This is a genomic window from Gordonia sp. CPCC 206044 (genome assembly GCF_048537895.1).
Lineage (GTDB): Bacteria > Actinomycetota > Actinomycetes > Mycobacteriales > Mycobacteriaceae > Gordonia.
The window spans coordinates 263,048-278,748 of the sequence record NZ_JBCLVL010000007.1 but is presented as its reverse complement, the minus strand read 5'-3'; the positions used below and the strand labels follow the sequence as shown (position 1 = coordinate 278,748).

The 15,701-nt window shown below is 65.9% G+C and carries 15 protein-coding genes; 6 read left to right on the top strand and 9 right to left on the bottom strand.

Annotation, left to right across the window (positions count from 1 at the left end):
- Window positions 1-38: 38 nt before the first annotated feature.
- The 4 genes from AAFP35_RS13780 to AAFP35_RS13765 all read right to left on the bottom strand — a co-directional run bounded on the left by AAFP35_RS13780 (window position 39) and on the right by AAFP35_RS13765 (window position 2,754).
- On the bottom strand, window positions 39-233 hold the full coding sequence (locus AAFP35_RS13780) for a ferredoxin (protein WP_419222188.1): 195 nt from the start codon (window positions 231-233) through the stop codon (window positions 39-41).
- A 75-nt stretch (window positions 234-308) separates the two neighbouring features.
- Window positions 309-1,169 carry a mycofactocin-coupled SDR family oxidoreductase gene (locus AAFP35_RS13775; RefSeq protein ID WP_419222187.1) on the bottom strand — a complete coding sequence of 287 codons (861 nt, stop codon included), beginning with the start codon at window positions 1,167-1,169 and terminating at the stop codon, window positions 309-311.
- 74 nt (window positions 1,170-1,243) lie between these two features.
- On the bottom strand, window positions 1,244-1,951 hold the full coding sequence (locus AAFP35_RS13770) for an SDR family NAD(P)-dependent oxidoreductase (RefSeq protein ID WP_419222186.1): 708 nt from the start codon (window positions 1,949-1,951) through the stop codon (window positions 1,244-1,246).
- On the bottom strand, window positions 1,948-2,754 hold the full coding sequence (locus AAFP35_RS13765) for a TauD/TfdA dioxygenase family protein (RefSeq protein WP_419222185.1): 807 nt from the start codon (window positions 2,752-2,754) through the stop codon (window positions 1,948-1,950). Before AAFP35_RS13765 ends, AAFP35_RS13770 begins: the two co-directional genes overlap by 4 nt.
- Before the next feature lie 245 nt (window positions 2,755-2,999).
- Between AAFP35_RS13765 and AAFP35_RS13760 the strand changes: the two genes are divergently transcribed.
- Genes AAFP35_RS13760 through AAFP35_RS13745 form a run of 4 tightly spaced genes read left to right on the top strand, consistent with a single transcriptional unit; the run spans window position 3,000 to window position 8,037 of the window.
- Window positions 3,000-4,493 carry an aldehyde dehydrogenase family protein gene (locus AAFP35_RS13760; protein ID WP_419222184.1) on the top strand — a complete coding sequence of 498 codons (1,494 nt, stop codon included), beginning with the start codon at window positions 3,000-3,002 and terminating at the stop codon, window positions 4,491-4,493.
- Window positions 4,490-5,695, top strand: coding sequence for a CaiB/BaiF CoA transferase family protein (locus tag AAFP35_RS13755; RefSeq protein WP_419222183.1), 1,206 nt, complete (start codon window positions 4,490-4,492; stop codon window positions 5,693-5,695). The genes AAFP35_RS13760 and AAFP35_RS13755 overlap by 4 nt, the downstream gene beginning before the upstream one ends.
- A 12-nt stretch (window positions 5,696-5,707) precedes the next feature.
- On the top strand, window positions 5,708-6,880 hold the full coding sequence (locus AAFP35_RS13750) for a Zn-ribbon domain-containing OB-fold protein (protein ID WP_419222182.1): 1,173 nt from the start codon (window positions 5,708-5,710) through the stop codon (window positions 6,878-6,880).
- A complete protein-coding gene (locus tag AAFP35_RS13745; RefSeq protein ID WP_419222181.1) occupies window positions 6,877-8,037 on the top strand; it encodes a thiolase C-terminal domain-containing protein in 1,161 nt (386 codons plus the stop codon). Before AAFP35_RS13750 ends, AAFP35_RS13745 begins: the two co-directional genes overlap by 4 nt.
- A gap of 329 nt (window positions 8,038-8,366) precedes the next feature.
- Here the strand turns inward: AAFP35_RS13745 and AAFP35_RS13740 are convergent, their stop codons facing one another.
- The 3 genes from AAFP35_RS13740 to AAFP35_RS13730 are packed head-to-tail and all read right to left on the bottom strand — an operon-like array spanning window position 8,367 to window position 12,557.
- Window positions 8,367-9,803 (bottom strand): FadD3 family acyl-CoA ligase, encoded by a 1,437-nt coding sequence (locus tag AAFP35_RS13740; RefSeq protein ID WP_419222180.1) that lies wholly within the window; start codon window positions 9,801-9,803, stop codon window positions 8,367-8,369.
- Window positions 9,800-10,981: an amidohydrolase family protein gene (locus AAFP35_RS13735; protein ID WP_419222179.1), complete on the bottom strand. Its 1,182-nt coding sequence runs from the start codon at window positions 10,979-10,981 to the stop codon at window positions 9,800-9,802. Before AAFP35_RS13735 ends, AAFP35_RS13740 begins: the two co-directional genes overlap by 4 nt.
- A 40-nt stretch (window positions 10,982-11,021) precedes the next feature.
- Complete coding sequence (locus AAFP35_RS13730; RefSeq protein ID WP_419222178.1) at window positions 11,022-12,557, bottom strand: AMP-binding protein; 1,536 nt, start codon at window positions 12,555-12,557, stop codon at window positions 11,022-11,024.
- 88 nt (window positions 12,558-12,645) lie between these two features.
- Here AAFP35_RS13730 and AAFP35_RS13725 point away from each other — a divergent pair, with 88 nt between their 5' ends.
- Complete coding sequence (locus AAFP35_RS13725) at window positions 12,646-13,362, top strand: enoyl-CoA hydratase/isomerase family protein (RefSeq protein WP_419222177.1); 717 nt, start codon at window positions 12,646-12,648, stop codon at window positions 13,360-13,362.
- A 98-nt stretch (window positions 13,363-13,460) separates the two neighbouring features.
- Here AAFP35_RS13725 and AAFP35_RS13720 read toward each other — a convergent pair whose 3' ends face one another.
- Together AAFP35_RS13720 and AAFP35_RS13715 are read right to left on the bottom strand one after the other, a co-directional pair.
- Window positions 13,461-14,363 carry an NAD(P)-dependent oxidoreductase gene (locus AAFP35_RS13720; protein WP_419222176.1) on the bottom strand — a complete coding sequence of 301 codons (903 nt, stop codon included), beginning with the start codon at window positions 14,361-14,363 and terminating at the stop codon, window positions 13,461-13,463.
- Entirely contained in the window at window positions 14,360-14,860 is a 501-nt protein-coding gene (locus AAFP35_RS13715; protein WP_419222175.1) for a carboxymuconolactone decarboxylase family protein, read from the bottom strand. Before AAFP35_RS13715 ends, AAFP35_RS13720 begins: the two co-directional genes overlap by 4 nt.
- Before the next feature lie 73 nt (window positions 14,861-14,933).
- Between AAFP35_RS13715 and AAFP35_RS13710 the strand changes: the two genes are divergently transcribed.
- Complete coding sequence (locus tag AAFP35_RS13710) at window positions 14,934-15,626, top strand: SDR family oxidoreductase (RefSeq protein WP_419222174.1); 693 nt, start codon at window positions 14,934-14,936, stop codon at window positions 15,624-15,626.
- Window positions 15,627-15,701: the final 75 nt, after the last annotated feature.

Genomic DNA, 15,701 nt, shown 5'->3' with positions numbered 1-15,701 from the left:
CGTGTGGTCCGAAATGGTCTGTCATGCTTGTGGTCTTGTCATTCCTCGATGGAAATGGCCTGCTCCGGGCAGGACCGCACCGCTTCGCGGACCTTGGCCTCCTGCTCGGTCGGCACGTCTTGTGCCACCGGCGTGGAATGCCCGTCCATCTCGTCCAACTCGAACATGTCGGGTGCGATCATGGCGCACAGCGTGTGGCCCTGGCACCGGGCGCCGTCGACGAATACTTTCACGTGATCACTCCTGTGGGCTGGGTGATCCGCTGTGGGGCAGGCAGATTCCGCGACTGCCCCACAGCGGGGTAGCGGTCAGATGTGGAAGTCGTACCACTTGAGGTATCCGCCGGCGTCCACGCGCATCTGCATGCCGGTGACGTAGCGGGCCTCCTCGGAGGCGAGGAACAGGACGGTGTTGCTGATATCGGTGGGTTCGACCCACGGGGTCGGCATGGCCTGCTGCACGTAGAACGCGGGGGTGGCGTCCTCGCGCGTCGGTGCCTCGAGGTCGGGACGGAACGAACGGTACATCGGTGCGCTCTGCAACATGTCGGTGTTGCAGTTGGTCGGATGGATCACGTTCGCCCTGATGCCCCGCGGCGCCAGGTGTGTGGCGAGCTCGTGGATGTATTGGGACAGGGCACGCTTGGAGAACACATAGGCGACGCCGCCGAGGTCCTTGCCGGGCTGGTCGACCTTGCTGATGTCCATCAGGGCCGCGATCGAACCCGTGGCGATGATCGACGCCCCCTCGGTGAGGTGGGGCAGTGCCACCTGCACAGCGTTCATGGTGCCGATCAGGTTGGTGTCGACGACATCGGTCCAGGCCTGCACGGCCGGTTCGCCCTTCATGCCCGCGACCCCGGCCTGTGCGACCACGATGTCGACCTTGCCGAGCTCATTGATCCCGCGTTCGAGGGCGGCCCGCAGCTGCGGGGCGTCGCGGACGTCGGCCTGTGCGGTGACGATGCGCCGGTCGTGTTTCTCCACGAGGCGTGCGGTTTCCTCGAGATCCTCGGGGGTGGCCATCGGATAGCCGATCGAGTCGATGTCCTTGCAGAGGTCGACCGCGATGATGTCGGCACCCTCCTCGGCGAGTCGCACCGCATGACTTCGCCCTTGTCCCCGTGCCGCTCCGGTGACGAACGCCACCTTGCCCTCTACGCGCCCCATGATTGTTCCTCCTTGTTCGAGCCCCGCTGGGTTGTGTCCGGCCGCAGCGCCTCGGGTGCGCGCGGCCGAGCTGTCTAGGTGTTGCGTCCGCCGTTCACGCCGAGGATCTGGCCGGTGATGTAGCCCGCATCCTCGGAGATCAGGAAGGCGCATGCCGCGGCGATGTCCTCCGGTCGTCCGACGCGACGTACCGGGGTTCGCTGAATGTGTTCTTCGACGGTGCCGCCCAACCGTTTCCGGCCCTCGGCGTTGCGCAGCATCGGGGTGTCGACGAAGCCCGGTGGCACCGCGTTCACGGTGATCCCCTTGGGTCCGAGCTCCAGGGCGAGAGCCTTGGTCAGTCCGTTCACGGCAGACTTCGCGGCGACGTAATGGGTCATGAACGGCTGGCCGGAATGCGCGCTCGAGGACGAGATGTTCACGATCCGACCCCACTCGGCATCGAGCATGTCGGGCAGGACCGCCTGGATGCAGTGGTAGACGCCGTTCAGATTGACGTCGATGACCCGGCTCCACTCGGCGAAGTCGATCTTGGTGAATCGCTGGAAGCCATCGACCCCGGCGGCGTTGACCAGAACGGTGATGGGCCCCAGGCTTTCCCGAATGCCCGCGAGCGCGGCGTCCACCTGAGCGCGATCGGTGACGTCGGCGGCCTGGGCGAGTGGTCCGTCGTCGGCGGGCTTCAGGTCGATGGTCGCGACGTGGTACCCCTGACTGCGGAGTCGTTCGGCGACAGCGGCTCCGATGCCGGACGCACCGCCGGTGACGACAGCATTCTTCATGACCAGGCCTCATCGCCGGCGATGGTGGTGCGGTGCATGAGCCGCTCCGACGACGGGTCATAGGGCAGCGCCCGATGCAACATGCCGGTGTTGTCCCAGATCACGACGTCCCCGACCTCCCATTCGTGAACGTAGGAGAACCGCTCCTGGGTGGACCATGCGAGTAGTTCGTCGAGGAGTTCGCGGCTCTCCTCGGGACGCATGCCGACGATGTGATCGGCGGTCGCTCCGATCACCAGAGAGCGACGGCCGTCGCGGCGGTTCCAGACCAGGGAGCTCTCGTGGCTCGGGAGCTTGCGCCAATTGGCCACCTGCTCATCGGTGGGGTCGGGATTCGCGAGGCGTTGGGACGCCTCGAAGGTGTGCACCACGCGCAGACCCTCGTAGCGCTTGCGGTCCTGTTCGGGCAGGTTCTCGTACGCGGCATAGGTGCTCGCGAATTCCGTTCCGCCGCCGACCATCGCGACGTGGCGTGCGGTGAGCATCGTGGCCTTGGCCGGTACGTCGTTGGTGGTGTCGTCGATGTGCCAGTGGAAGGTCCCCTTCAGATACTCGGCCGACGGGGTCTTCGTCGGATCGAGCGAGACGGTGAACACCTCCTTACCCGCGGGGGCGAGCACGGGGCCGAGCTGCTTGCTGAAAGCGACCTGGGCCGGGTCGTCGAGGTGCAGGCCGCGAATGAGCAGGACGCCGCGCCACTTGAGTGCTTCCAGGCATCGCGCGATGACCGCTGGGTCGTCGAGACTGTCGATCCCGCTCACCTGTACGCCGAGCGCGGGACCGAGGGCTGTCGTCTGGATCACAAGAATACCCCTTTCGTTGATGAGAACCGTACTCTCGCATCTTGCCAATCTGCAAGCAATTCGAAGCGTTTGCCGTGCAGGTGACGCATTGTGGTCTCGACGTGGGGTTGTGGTCGACGGTGTGATTCGATGACGGACTTCTTGCCTGAGTGGCTATACCGTGCGCGGTCCGGCTGCTACAGTTCGTGGCGTGCGGATGTGGCGTTTGCCACAATTGAGAATCACATTTCCGAACGGAGTCTGCGGTGAGTCAAGAAACAGTGGCGAACACGGCGACCGATTCCGCCGGGGCACCGATCGCCAAGCGGGTGCTGATCGACGGCGAATTGCTCGCACTCGAGCCGACCTTCACCTCGGTCAATCCGGCGACCGGTGAGGTGCTGGGCACCGCTCCCGACGTCGGGGTCGAGGAGACCGAACGAGCGATTCGGGCGGCCCGTCGGGCCTTCGACGAATCCGGTTGGGCGACCGACATCGACATGCGTGTCCGGTGCCTCGATCAGCTTGCCTCGGCGCTGCGCGAGCACGCCGAAGAGCTGCGTGAGCTGACGATCGCCGACGTCGGTGCCACCCGGATGCTGACCTACGGCAACCAGCTCGATGCGCCGATCGGCATCGTCGAGTACTACGCCAAGATCCTGCGCGACCACCCCATGACCGAGGAGCTCGAGAGCATCGAGATCCGCGGCGAGACGCATCGTCGGTGGGTAGAGAAGGAAGCCGCGGGTGTGGTGTCGGCGATCGTCGCCTACAACTATCCCAACCAGCTGGCCTTCGCGAAACTCGCACCGGCGCTGGCGGCGGGCTGCACCGTGGTGCTCAAGGCGGCGCCGGCCACCCCACTCATCACCTTGGCGCTCGGCGAGATCATCGCCGAGCACACCGACATCCCAGCCGGGGTGGTCAACATCCTCTCCTCCACGTCGGTGGACGTGGGTAAGACGATGACCACTCATCCCGAGGTGGACGTGGTCACGTTCACCGGATCGACCACGGTGGGCAAGGAGATCATGGCGGCGGCCAGTGCCTCGCTCAAGAGGGTCTTCCTCGAACTCGGCGGCAAGTCGGCGCTGATCGTGTGCGACGACGCGGACCTCCAGAAGGCCGCCCAGTTCGCCGCGTTCACCATCTGCTCGCACGCGGGTCAGGGATGCGCGTTGACCACGCGGCTGTTGGTGCCGCGCGAGCTGCACGACCAACTGGCCGAGATGGTGGGTGCGATGCTCGACCACGTCACCTTCGGTGATCCGAGCGATCCCAAGATGTACATGGGGCCGCTGATCAGCGAGCAGCAGCGCGACAAGGTCGACGGCATGGTGCAGCGTGCCATCACCGACGGCGCCCGTCGAGTGCGTGGTGGAAATCGGGTCGAGCCCGGATTCTTCTACAGTCCAACACTTCTCGCCGGTGTCGATCCGAACAGCGAGATCGCGCAGGAGGAGGTCTTCGGCCCGGTGCTGGTCATGATCCCCTACGACGGCGACGATGACGCCGTCGCGATCGCGAACAACTCTCGATACGGATTGTCCGGTGGGGTGTTGTCGGAGAACGAAGAGCGTGCGATCGCGATCGGTCGGCGTATCCGGACCGGCACGTTCAGCGTCAACGGCGGCAACTATTTTGCTCCCGACGTCCCGTTCGGTGGCTACAAGGAGTCCGGTATCGGCCGCGAGATGGGACGCGCCGGGCTCGAAGAGTTCCTCGAACTCAAATCCTTTGCCGCGACGGTGAAGTCATGAAGCCGCTGGAGGGCATCCGCGTCCTCGAAGTCGCGATGTACGGATTCGTGCCCTCGGCAGGCGCGGTCCTCGCGGAGTGGGGCGCGGAGGTCGTCAAGGTCGAGCATGCCGTCAACGGCGATCCGCAGCGCGGCCTACGGCGCACCGGCACCTTCGTCGTCGAGGGCGACGTCAATCCCAATGTGGAGCACGCGAATCGGGGCAAGCGCAGTATCGGGCTGGACATGTCCAAGCCCGAGGGGCGCACGGTCCTCGAAGAATTGGTCAAGCGTTCGGACGTGTTCCTGACCAGCTTCCTGCCCAAACCGCGGCAGAAGTTCGCCATCGACGTCGACGACATCCGTGCCATCAACCCGAAGATCGTCTACGCGCGGGGCAGCGCACTGGGCCCGCGCGGGGTGGAGTCGGATCGCGGTGGCTACGACATGACCGCTTTCTGGTCACGCGGTGGGATCGCGGCGACGCTGACGCCGCCGGGTTATGACGGCATCATCAACCCGCCCGGGCCGGCGTTCGGCGACACGATCTCCGGCACCAATCTGGCCGGCGGAGTGGCGGCCGCGTTGTTGAAGCGCGAACGCACCGGCGAACCGTCGGTGGTCGACGTCTCGTTGCTGGGCAGCGGACTGTGGTCGATGGGCCACACGGTGGCGCTGTCGCTGTTGCTCGACAAGGAGATGGAAGCGCCGAAGCCGGGACAGCATGGAGCACTGACGAATCCGCTGTCCGGTCTGTACAAGACGGCCGACGACCGTTACCTCTCGTTCGTGATGCTGCAGCCGGGCAAATTCTGGGCGGATGTGTGCGAGCACATCGAGCGCCCGGATCTGATCGACGATCCCCGCTTCGCGACACCGTCGGCACTCGCGGAGAACACCGAGGAGGCGGTGACGATCCTGCGTCAGGTCATCGGTGAACGGCCGCTGGCCGAGTGGACGGAGCGCTTCGCCACGCTCGCCGGGCCGTGGGCGCCCGTCCAGGACTCGCGCCAGGTCGGCGACGACGCACAGATCAGGGCGAACGAGTACATCGTCGACGTCGGTGACCTCGAACTCGTCGGCAACCCAGTGCAGTTCGACGTGAGCGCACCGGCCGCAGGCCGGGCTCCGGAGTTCGCGGCGCAGACCGACGACATCTTGCAAGAGCTCGGGCTCGGGTGGGATCAGATCATCGAACTGAAGACCGCGGGCGCGGTCACCTGAGGGGAGTAGACGATGCCGAACGTCACCTCTATCGGAACCTACCTCCCGTGCTGGGGCGGTGACGAGGGCCGCGTCACCGGTGATGACGAGGACGCCATCACCCTCGCGGTGGAGGCCGGACGTGCCGCGCTGAGTACCGGTGCCCCCGTGGCCTCGGTCGTCGTGGTGAGCCGCGACCTACCGCTGCTGGAGAGCAGCAATGCGGCTGTTCTGTTGGCCGGACTCGACCTGGACCCGGAGCTCGAGGTGACCGAACGCCTCGGGGGTGCGCCGGCGACGCTCGACGCGTTGAGTTCGGCCCGCCCGCGTACGTTGGTCATCGGCGTCGACCTCCAACCTGCCGGTGCGGCAGCGGTGTTGACCGCCGATCGTGGCCTCAACGTGCGGACGAGTGCGCGTGTGGCCCGCAGCCTTCCGGTGCGCACCCGCAACACGACGGGCGCCGTGCACGACTACGGTGACCCGCGCCTGTTGCACGACCGCGGACTCGTCGCGTCCCTGGCCGCGTCCTGGCTGGAGAAGCCGACCGTGGTGGCCGGCGTGGACCGCAAACAGGCCGCGAGGCTCGCCGAGGTCGATGCGGATGTCCCCACCCTGGGAGCGAGTTCGGGTCTGTTGGCGCTGGCCGTCATGGCCGAGCAGGGCCTGACCGGCAGTCTGGTGGCGGTCGAACAGGCCAGCCTGTCGGGTATCACGGTGGCCGAGGGGGACGTCGAGGTGTTCCGTCGAGAGCCGCCGTCACGTCCGAAGTCCGAGGAACCGGTCGCCTCCGACGACGAACTGCGCATCTCGCTGGCCGCCTACGAGCGGGCATTCGAGGCCAAGGTGCGGTGGGAGGCCGGTCGGTTCACCGGTAGCGATGATCTCGATTTTCCCCCGCGCTATCACGTGGATGCCGACGGTTCGTTGCGCACCGACTACGAGCTGGTCCCTCTGCCTCGTGCCGGATCGGTGTATTCCGAAGCCACCGTTCATGTTCCGGTACCGGGCCTCCCGTCACCGTACTCGCTGGTCCTCGTCGAACTCGACGATGTGGGGGTGCGCGCCCTGGTCAAGGTGACCGGAGCGCACGTTGGGCTGGTGGGCATCGGTGACCGCGGGCGGTTGGTGTTGCGTCGTCTGGCGGTCCGGTCGGGAGTGCCGGACTACGGATATGCCTTCGAGCCGGAAGGAGCTGTCGCATGAGGCGCGTCGCGATCGTCGGGGCCGGGATGACCCCGTTCGCCGAGCATTTCGCACTCGGGGTCAAGGATCTCGTTCCGATGGCATTCGCCGACTGTGTCGCATCGGTGGACAAGGGGATCGACAAGCACGAGATCGAGGCGGCATGGTTCGGCGCCGTCGGGCCCACGGACGGGTTCGCGTCGGGCATCGTGGCGGATTCACTCGGCATCGACGGAATACCGGTCACCCGGGTGGAGAACTCGTGTGCCACCGGGAACGACGCGGTGCGCAACGCGGTGTACGCGATCGCGTCCGGCGCGGTGGACGTCGCGCTGGTGGCCGGAGCCGACAAACTGCGCGAGACGGCGTCGAAGAACGTGCTCTGGGAGTGGGAGGCCGTCTCGCGAGACATGGCGTGGGAATATCCACTCGGCCTGGTCGCGCCGGCCGGTGTGGCGTTGCACGTCAACCGGTACTTTCACGAATCACCCGCCACCCGTGAGCATCTGGCGATGGTGTCGGTCAAGAATCATCGTCACGGCGCCACCAACCCGAAGGCGAGACTCCGGTACGAGATCACCGCGCAGCAGGCGTTGTCGGCGCCGACGGTCGTTGAGCCATTCAGCGTCTACGACTGTGCGCCGCTGAGTGACGGTGCGGCAGCGTTGATCCTGGTGGCCGAGGACATCGCCGACCGGTACACCGGCAGGCCGGTGTGGGTGGACGGCGTCGGCCTCGGTCTGGACTCGATGATGCACCAGCACAAGACCGATCTGACCACCTTTCCCGCGACGGTGCGCGCCGCGCAGCGGGCCTTCGCGATGGCAGGCATCTCGCCTGCCGACGTCGACGTCGCCGAGGTGCACGACTTCTTCACCGGCATCGAGCTCATCAGTTACGAGGATCTCGGCTTTGCCAACCGGTTCGAGGGGTACAAGTTGCTGGAGGCCGGCGAGACCACGATCGGTGGCAAGATCCCCGTGAACACCAGCGGGGGCCTGAAATCCAAGGGACATCCGCCGGGTGCCACGGGTGTGGGTCAGTGTGTCGAGCTGTTCGAGCAATTGCGCGGCCACGCCGTCAACCAAGTCGACGGCGCCCGAATCGGACTGGCACACAACGTCGGTGGCCCGACGTCGGTCGCGGCGGTGACGATCCTGCGCGGTCCGGCGGCGTAGCGGGATCGCTCGTCGGGTAGGTCGCGGTGCAGGCTGGGGTCGGAGTCCGGTTGTCGGAGGTCGTATCGAGATCTCGATACGATCTCCGCTAGCGCTCCGATCTACTCGATCGGCGTTGGGTGACTTGACCTGCGGTGGGTGTGCTGTGACTTGAACCGGCGGTGGGTCGACTTGACCGGCGGTGGGGGTGCTGTGGACTTGACCCGGCGGTGGGTCGACTTGACCGGCGGTGGGGTGCTGCGGACTTGGCCGGCGGTGGGTGTGCTGTGGACCTGACCCGGCGGTGGGTGTGCGTGGTCTCGGTCGGCGGTGGGTAGGCCGCGGTGAAGTCACCTGCGGCGCAACAGGTCTTTGTGAACCTTGCCCGTGGCGGTGAGGGGCAGTTCGTCGAGGAACACCACCGATCGGGGCGCCTTGAACCCGGCCATGCGTTCGCGTGCGAAGTCGAGGATCTCGTCTTCGGTGACCTCGGCGGCGGCCACGACGAACGCCTTGCCCACCTGCCCGAGCCGCTCGTCGGGAACCCCGATGACCGCGACCTGCGCCACGGCGGGATGGTCGAGGAGATAACTCTCGATCTCGGCGGGGTAGGCGTTGAAGCCGCCGACGATGAACATGTCCTTCTTGCGTCCGATGATCCGTAGGTGACCGTCGTCGTCGAAGGCACCGAGATCGCCGGTGTGTAACCAGCCCGCGGGATCGATGGCTTCTGCGGTGGCGTCGGGGTCGTCGAGATACCCCTGCATCACGTTGTACCCGCGGATGAGTACCTCGCCGTCGTCGGCGATCGCGATCTCGATGTCGGCACACGGCGTGCCGACGGTGGCAGCGATCTGCTCGAACGTGTCACCACGCCGAGACGCGGTCACCGTACCGCCCTCGCTGAGACCGTATCCGGTCATGATCGTCTCGAAGGGGAGTTCCTCGTGCATCCGTCGGATGAGTTCGACGGGGATGTCGGCCGATCCGGTGACGGCGGCCCGTAGCGACGACAGATCCCAGGTGCTGCGATCCGCCGACAGCAGCGACTGGTAGAGCGTCGGCGGGCCCGGAAGCATGGTGATCTGTTCGTCGGCAACGATTGTCAGCACCGCGTCGACGTCGAACACCGGCACCGGATAAATCGTGGCCCCACGAATGAAGGCGGCGATCATGCCTGCCTTGTAACCGAACATGTGGAAGAACGGGTTGACGATCAGATAGCGGTCACCGGTGCGGAGATCGGCCAGGTCGCACCATTCGGAGAACAACCGCAGAGTCTGACGATGATTCGTCATGACGCCCTTGGGGCGGCCCGTGGTGCCCGAGGTGAACATGACGTCGGCGATGTCGGTGCCGTCGAGTTCGGCCTGGAAGGGCTCGCCGTCGTCGAGGAAGCCAGAGGACAGATCGATGACCGGCACCGTCGTGGACGGCGTGAAATCCTGGCCGAGGAAACCCTTCTGGACGAGGAGAAGTCGCGCCGAGGAGCGGACGAGGATGTCGTCGGCCTCGGCCTGCTTGTAGCGCGTGTTGATCGGCACCAGGGTCGCGCCCGCCGTGAGCAGTCCGAAGGCCGCGATGATCCAGTCGGCCGAGTTCGGCGCCCAGATCGCGACGCGGTCGCCCTTGACGATGCCGAAACGGTGAAATGCACCGGCCGCCCGAAGAATTCGATCCGTGATCTCCCGGAAGGTCAGGCGCCGTGAACCGTCGACGACCGCTTCGGAATCTCCGAAGCGGTCGCCGGCGGACAGGACCATCTCGGGGATGGTCTGCCACGTCATACCTTGAGTAGCCTCGCCATGTTGCCGCCCATCACGAGCTTCTGGTCCTCGAGGGGCAGATGCTCGATGTGGCTGATGTACGTGGTGGGTTCGGCCAACCCCTCCGGATGCGGATAGTCCGAACCGAACAGCACACGCTCGGCCCCGATCAGGGCGGTCAGCTTGCTGAAGTCCTCTTCCCAGAACGGACTCACATGGATGCTCTTCTTGATGGCCGCCACCGGATCTTCCATGCCGAAGCCCTCGGGGGCCTTCTTGTAGACGTCGGTCAGCGTCTGCAACACGTGCGGCAGCCAGCTCGCGCCGTTCTCGATCACGGCGATCCGCAGCTCCGGGAAGCGCAGCAGCGCACCGTGGCACACCCATGACGCCACCGCGTCCTGGATCGGGCGCCACTCACTGACCATGCGGAACGCATTGGTCACGAACGGCAGCATCTCTGCGCCCGTGCCATCCCAATCCTGGTTGTAGCGTGCGTAGCCGCTGTCCGACGAGTGCTGTGTGACAAGAACATCCAGTTCGACGACGCGCTTCCAGAACGGGTCGAACTCGGGGAGCGCGAACGACCGTGGCCCCTTGAAACCGGGGACCGGCGCCGGGCGCACGAGGATGGCCTTGGCGCCCCGCTCGACGCACCATTCGAGCTCTTCGATGGCCTTGTCGACGATGGGGAGGCTGATCACCGGGACGGTGAAGATCCTCTCCTTGTAGTTGAACGACCAGGTCTCGTACAACCACTGGTTGAGTGAATGGACGACCGCATGGATCAGTTCCGGGTCGTGCCGCATCCGCTCTTCGACCAGGCTCGCCAGTGTCGGGAACATCAGTGTGCGGTCGATCTTCAGCTCGTCCATCAACTCCAGGCGAGGAGCGGGCTCGCGGAATGCCGGCGGCGACTTGATCGGCTTGCCGAAGATCTCTCGCTTGCTCTTGCCGTCGGGGTTGCCGTTCTTGAAGTAGTCCTCCATCGCGCCGGGCCGGGCGACGACCTCGAACGTCGGATTGGGGATGTACTCGCTGATCTGTCCCTGGATCGCGATCTTGGTGCGACCTTCCACCTCGACGTACTGGATGGCCTTCTTGTACTTGTCGGGGAGGAACTTGGTGAGGGCCTCTTTGGTCTCGTACAGGTGATTGTCCGCATCGAACAGCGGGTAGGGCAGTTCCTTGGATGTCACGGAAGATCCTCCTTTTCTCTCTGAGAGAATCGTATTCTCTCTAAGCGGTGGCCGCAATGTTCTTTCGGACCAAGAATTTCTGCACCTTGCCGCTCGCGGTCCGCGGGAAGTCGTCGACACGGTGCAGTTCCTCGGGCCATTTCTGCTTGGCCAGCCCGATCTGGGCGAAGTGGGCCTGGATGTCCTCGATGGTCGGCATCGGATGGTCGGGTCGCAGTCGCAACACGGCGGCGACGTGTTCGCCGAGGCGGGGATCGGGTGCGGAGACCGCCGCTGCCTCGGCGACGCCGGGCATCCCGAGCAGGGCCTCCTCGACCTCGAGCGCGCTGACGTTCTCACCGCCGCGGATGATGATGTCCGCCTTGCGGTCGGTGATGCACAGGTAGCCGTCATCGTCGAGCGTGCCGATGTCACCGGTGTGGTACCAGCCGTCGGCGTCGAAGGCACGCGCGGTGAGCTCGTCGTCGGTGTATCCCATGCAGAGGTCCGGTCCGCGACTGAGGATCTCGCCGTCCTCGGACAGTCGGACCTCCACGCCCGACAGTGCGTGGCCGTCGGTGTGGTTGCGCTTGTCGGCGGGCTCGGTGCAATAGGAGCCGGTGATCGAAGGGTGCTCGGTGCTTCCGTATGACCGGAACACGATGATGCCGAGGTCGGACAGTCTCGTGGTGATGGCGCTGGGCACCGACGAACCGCCGAGTCCGGCATATCGCATGTGGGACACATGATCCGGGGTGAAGTCGGGATGGTCGATGAGGCTGGTCATGAAGTAGGTGGCGCCGCCACCGACGGTGAGGCCGTCGGTGCGCATCAACCGCAGTGCCTCGCCCGGGTTCCAGACGTCGGTGAGGTTGATGGGAGAACCGTCGAGGACGGGGATGAGGAAGGCGTTGACCATTCCGATGAAATGTCCGACGGGTGCCGCGGTGAGCTGATTGCCCCGGTCGTCGGGATACATGTCCGAGAGTTGACGGGTCTCGTGGCCGAGTGTCCGGTGGCTGTGCAGAACACCTTTCGGGTTGCTGGTGGTTCCGGACGTGTAAGCGATGAGGGTGCACGAACCGGGGTCGGTGCGGACATGTCCGGTCATCGGTTCGTCGGCGAGGAGGTCGTCGAACGTGCGATCGACGATGCCGACGATCGGGATGTCGGTGGTCACGTCGTGATCGTAGGTGAGGTTTCCGAAGCGTTCGGCGCCGATGAACACCTTCGGCTCGACGTCGCGCAGGATGTACGAGATCTCCTTGCGCCCATAGAAATGCACGATCGGTACGACGGCTGCTCCGAGCATCGCGGACGCCCAGAACGTGGCTGCGGCCTCCATCCAGTTCGGCAATTGGAAAGCCACCACATCGCCGGGTTGCACGCCTCGGTCGGCCAGCCCGGTCGCGAGTCGTCGGGCCACGAGTTCGACATCCGCGAAGGTGCCCGCCCATGGCCGCAACGCCGAGTGGATACGGAACGGCGTGTCCGGGGCGGCGGCCAGGCCGGCGGTGAGCATGTCGCCGATCGTCTCGTCGGTCCACCATCCGTTGGCCCGGTAGGTTGCGGCGAGTTCGGCGGGAATCTCTCTCATCGGGATCTCCAAGCGTGACGATGTCGGGCTGACTGATGATGATATTCTCACAAAGTAGAATGCCAATCTCGTAGATGGAGAGCAACCTGTGGTCACGCTTGACTTCGAGGGCGAGCTGGCGATCATCACGATCGACCGGCCGGAGGCGCGCAATGCCATCGCGCCGGACACGATGGACGAGTTGGACAAGGCGATCGATGCCGCGCACGGAGCTCGTGCGCTCGCGATCACCGGTGGGGGCGACCGCGTGTTCGTGTCCGGGGGCGATCTCAAGGAGCTGGCCAAACTCCGCAGTCTCGACGACGCGCGCCAGATGGCCTGGCGGATGCGGGGGATCTGCGATCGGATCGTGGCGTTCCCGGCGCCGGTTGTTGCCGCACTGAATGGTCATGCCCTCGGCGGTGGCGCGGAGTTCGCCACCGCGGCCGACATCCGGATCGCCGCCGACGACGTCAGGATCGGGTTCAATCAATCGGCACTTGCGATCATGCCCGCCTGGGGTGGGCTCGAACGGCTGGTGTCGTTGGTGGGCCCGTCGCGGGCCACACTGCTCGCTGGCACCGGGCGGATGCTGTCGTCGGGCGAAGCCCTGGAGGTCGGGCTCGTCGATCAGGTGTTGCCGCGTGCGGACTTCGACACCGGCTGGCGGCGGATCGCGGGCTCGCTGGCGACGGCCCCGGCGTCGGGCATCAAGAAGGTCGTCCGTGGCGCCACCGCGGAGGAGGCGGTCGAGGAGTTCGCCCAGCTGTGGGTGTCCGATGAGCACTGGACAGCTGCCGATCGAGTACTCAAGCGCAACAAGTGATCTGATCGCCGTCGACGGACGGCCGACCGGGCGTCCGTGACCGGCGGTTCATCGGATTGCGTCGCGGCACAGCGGTTGGCCGAGGGTGTCGCGGTGGCTCAGCGAACCTCGACGTCGGCCCTGGCTTCGACCGCGCGGACGATCTCGGTCTGATCCGCGCGGCCATCCAACGTGCCCAGTGCGGCCGACCATGCGGCTCCGAGCGCGGACCCCACCTCGAGGTCGACGCCGCACGCGTTGGCGAGTTCGAGGGCGATCCCGATGTCCTTGTCCATGAGGGCTGCGGTGAATCCCGAGTCGAAGGCGCGCGACAGCACGAACTTCTCGAATTTGGTCTCGGTGGCCTGATTGCGTCCGCTACCGGCATTGAGCACCGACAGCAGCGTCGCGGAGTCGATACCGAATTTCTTTCCGACGACGAGGATCTCGGCGGCAGCGTACAGGCCGATTGCCGACAGCAGATTGTTCAAGGCTTTCGCCGCATGGCCGGTGCCGACCGCGCCGACGTGGATGATCTCGCGTGCCGTGGTGGCGAGCAGCGGCTCGACGGCGTCGAGGACGGCGCGCTCGCCGCCGACCATCACGGCGAGATCCCCATTGCGCGCGCGAGCGACCCCACCGCTGACCGGTGCATCGAGAACGGCGACGTCGTGATTCGCGGCGACGCGTGCGACGGCCTGTGTGCGGGTCGGAACGCTCGAACTCATGTCGATCACCGTGGAACCGGGGCGCAGACGGGCGAGGAGTCCGTCGTCGCCGCAGAGCACCTCGTCGACGATGTCGCTGGTGGGCAGCGACAGCACCACGACGTCACACGACTCCAGCCCTCCCGGCTGCGCTCCGCCGGGATGGGCGTCCAGGAACCGTTGTAGTGCTGCGTCACTCGCGTCCGCGACGCGGATCACCTGACCTGCGTCGACAAAGTTCGTCGCGATCGGTGCGCCCATCGCGCCGAGGCCGATCATGCCAACGTGCGAATGAGGCAGTGGTGCGGAGGTCATCGATGTTCTCCGGCGTCGGTTCGGGGGCCGAGCTCACGCTCGAGGACCTCTTGTGTCACCCGCATGGCCGCGATCCCGGCCGGTGTGCCGCAGTAGGCGGTCGCATGGATGATCGACTCGACGATCTCGTCGCGGGTGAGGCCGTTGCCGAGTGCGGCCCGCACGTGTACGGCGAGTTCTGCGTGGTGATTGAGGGCCACGAGCATCCCGATGGTCATCAGGCTCCGGCTGCGGCGGTCGAGTCCGGGACGTGACCACACCGACCCCCATACGGTCTCGGTGACGTACTCCTGCAGCGCCTCTCCGTCGGCTCCGGAGTTGCGGGACAGGGACTCGGTGACGTACTCGGCGCCGACGACGTCGGAACGGATTCGCAATCCGGTGTCGTAGAGGGCTTGCCGAGCGGAGCCGAGGGCGGGATCGTTCAGGGCGGGTCCTTCGCGTCGGCGGTTCGTGGACGACGAACCGGTGATGGGGCCGGGGAGCGATGCTGTCATCACGATAGCATCATTCTCTGAAACGAGAATCGTATTGTCGTCACGGACGACGTGACCGGGAAGGTGGAGTGCCATGACGAAGACCGTCATCGTGTCGGGAGGTACCGGAGGGCTCGGAACGGCGGTGACGACGACGCTTCTGGATGCGGGTCTGCGGGTGGTCGTCCCCTGGGTCGTCGAAGCAGAGTTGTCGAGGTTGCCGTCGTCGGAACGACTCACGCTCCTCGAAGCGGATCTCTTCGACCCCGACGGTGCACGGTCGGTGGTGGAGGCGGCGACGACCGACGCAGACGCGCCGTTGTCGGGTGTGGTGAACCTCGTCGGCGGGTTCGCCATGGGAGGCCGCGTCCACGAGACGCCGATCGACGACTTCGACAAGCTGTTGCGATTGAATCTGCGCCCGCTGTATCTGCTCAGCCACGCTGCGGTGCCCGCCCTGATCGAGGCCGGGGGCGGCTCCATCGTGGGAGTGTCGGCGAAGGCGGCGTTCGCGCCGTTCTCCGGCGCCGCGGGCTACATCACCTCCAAGGCCGCCGTGTGGGCGTTCATCAGTGCCCTCGCTGCCGAGTACAAAGGCGACGGCATCCGCGCGAACGCGATCCTGCCGTCGGTGATCGACACTCCCGGTAACCGCGAATCGCAACCCGATTCGACCCGAAAGGGTTGGGTGTCACCGGAATCCATCGCCCAGACGGTCGCATTCCTGCTCTCCGACGCGGGCTCGGCCGTCACCGGGGCGCAGGTCCCGGTCCCCGGCGTGGGCTAGTGCCGTGCGGCGCCCCTCGGGGAACAGGTGACGCCTGTTCCCCGAGGGCGACCGGAACTCGCGTGAGCACGGCTC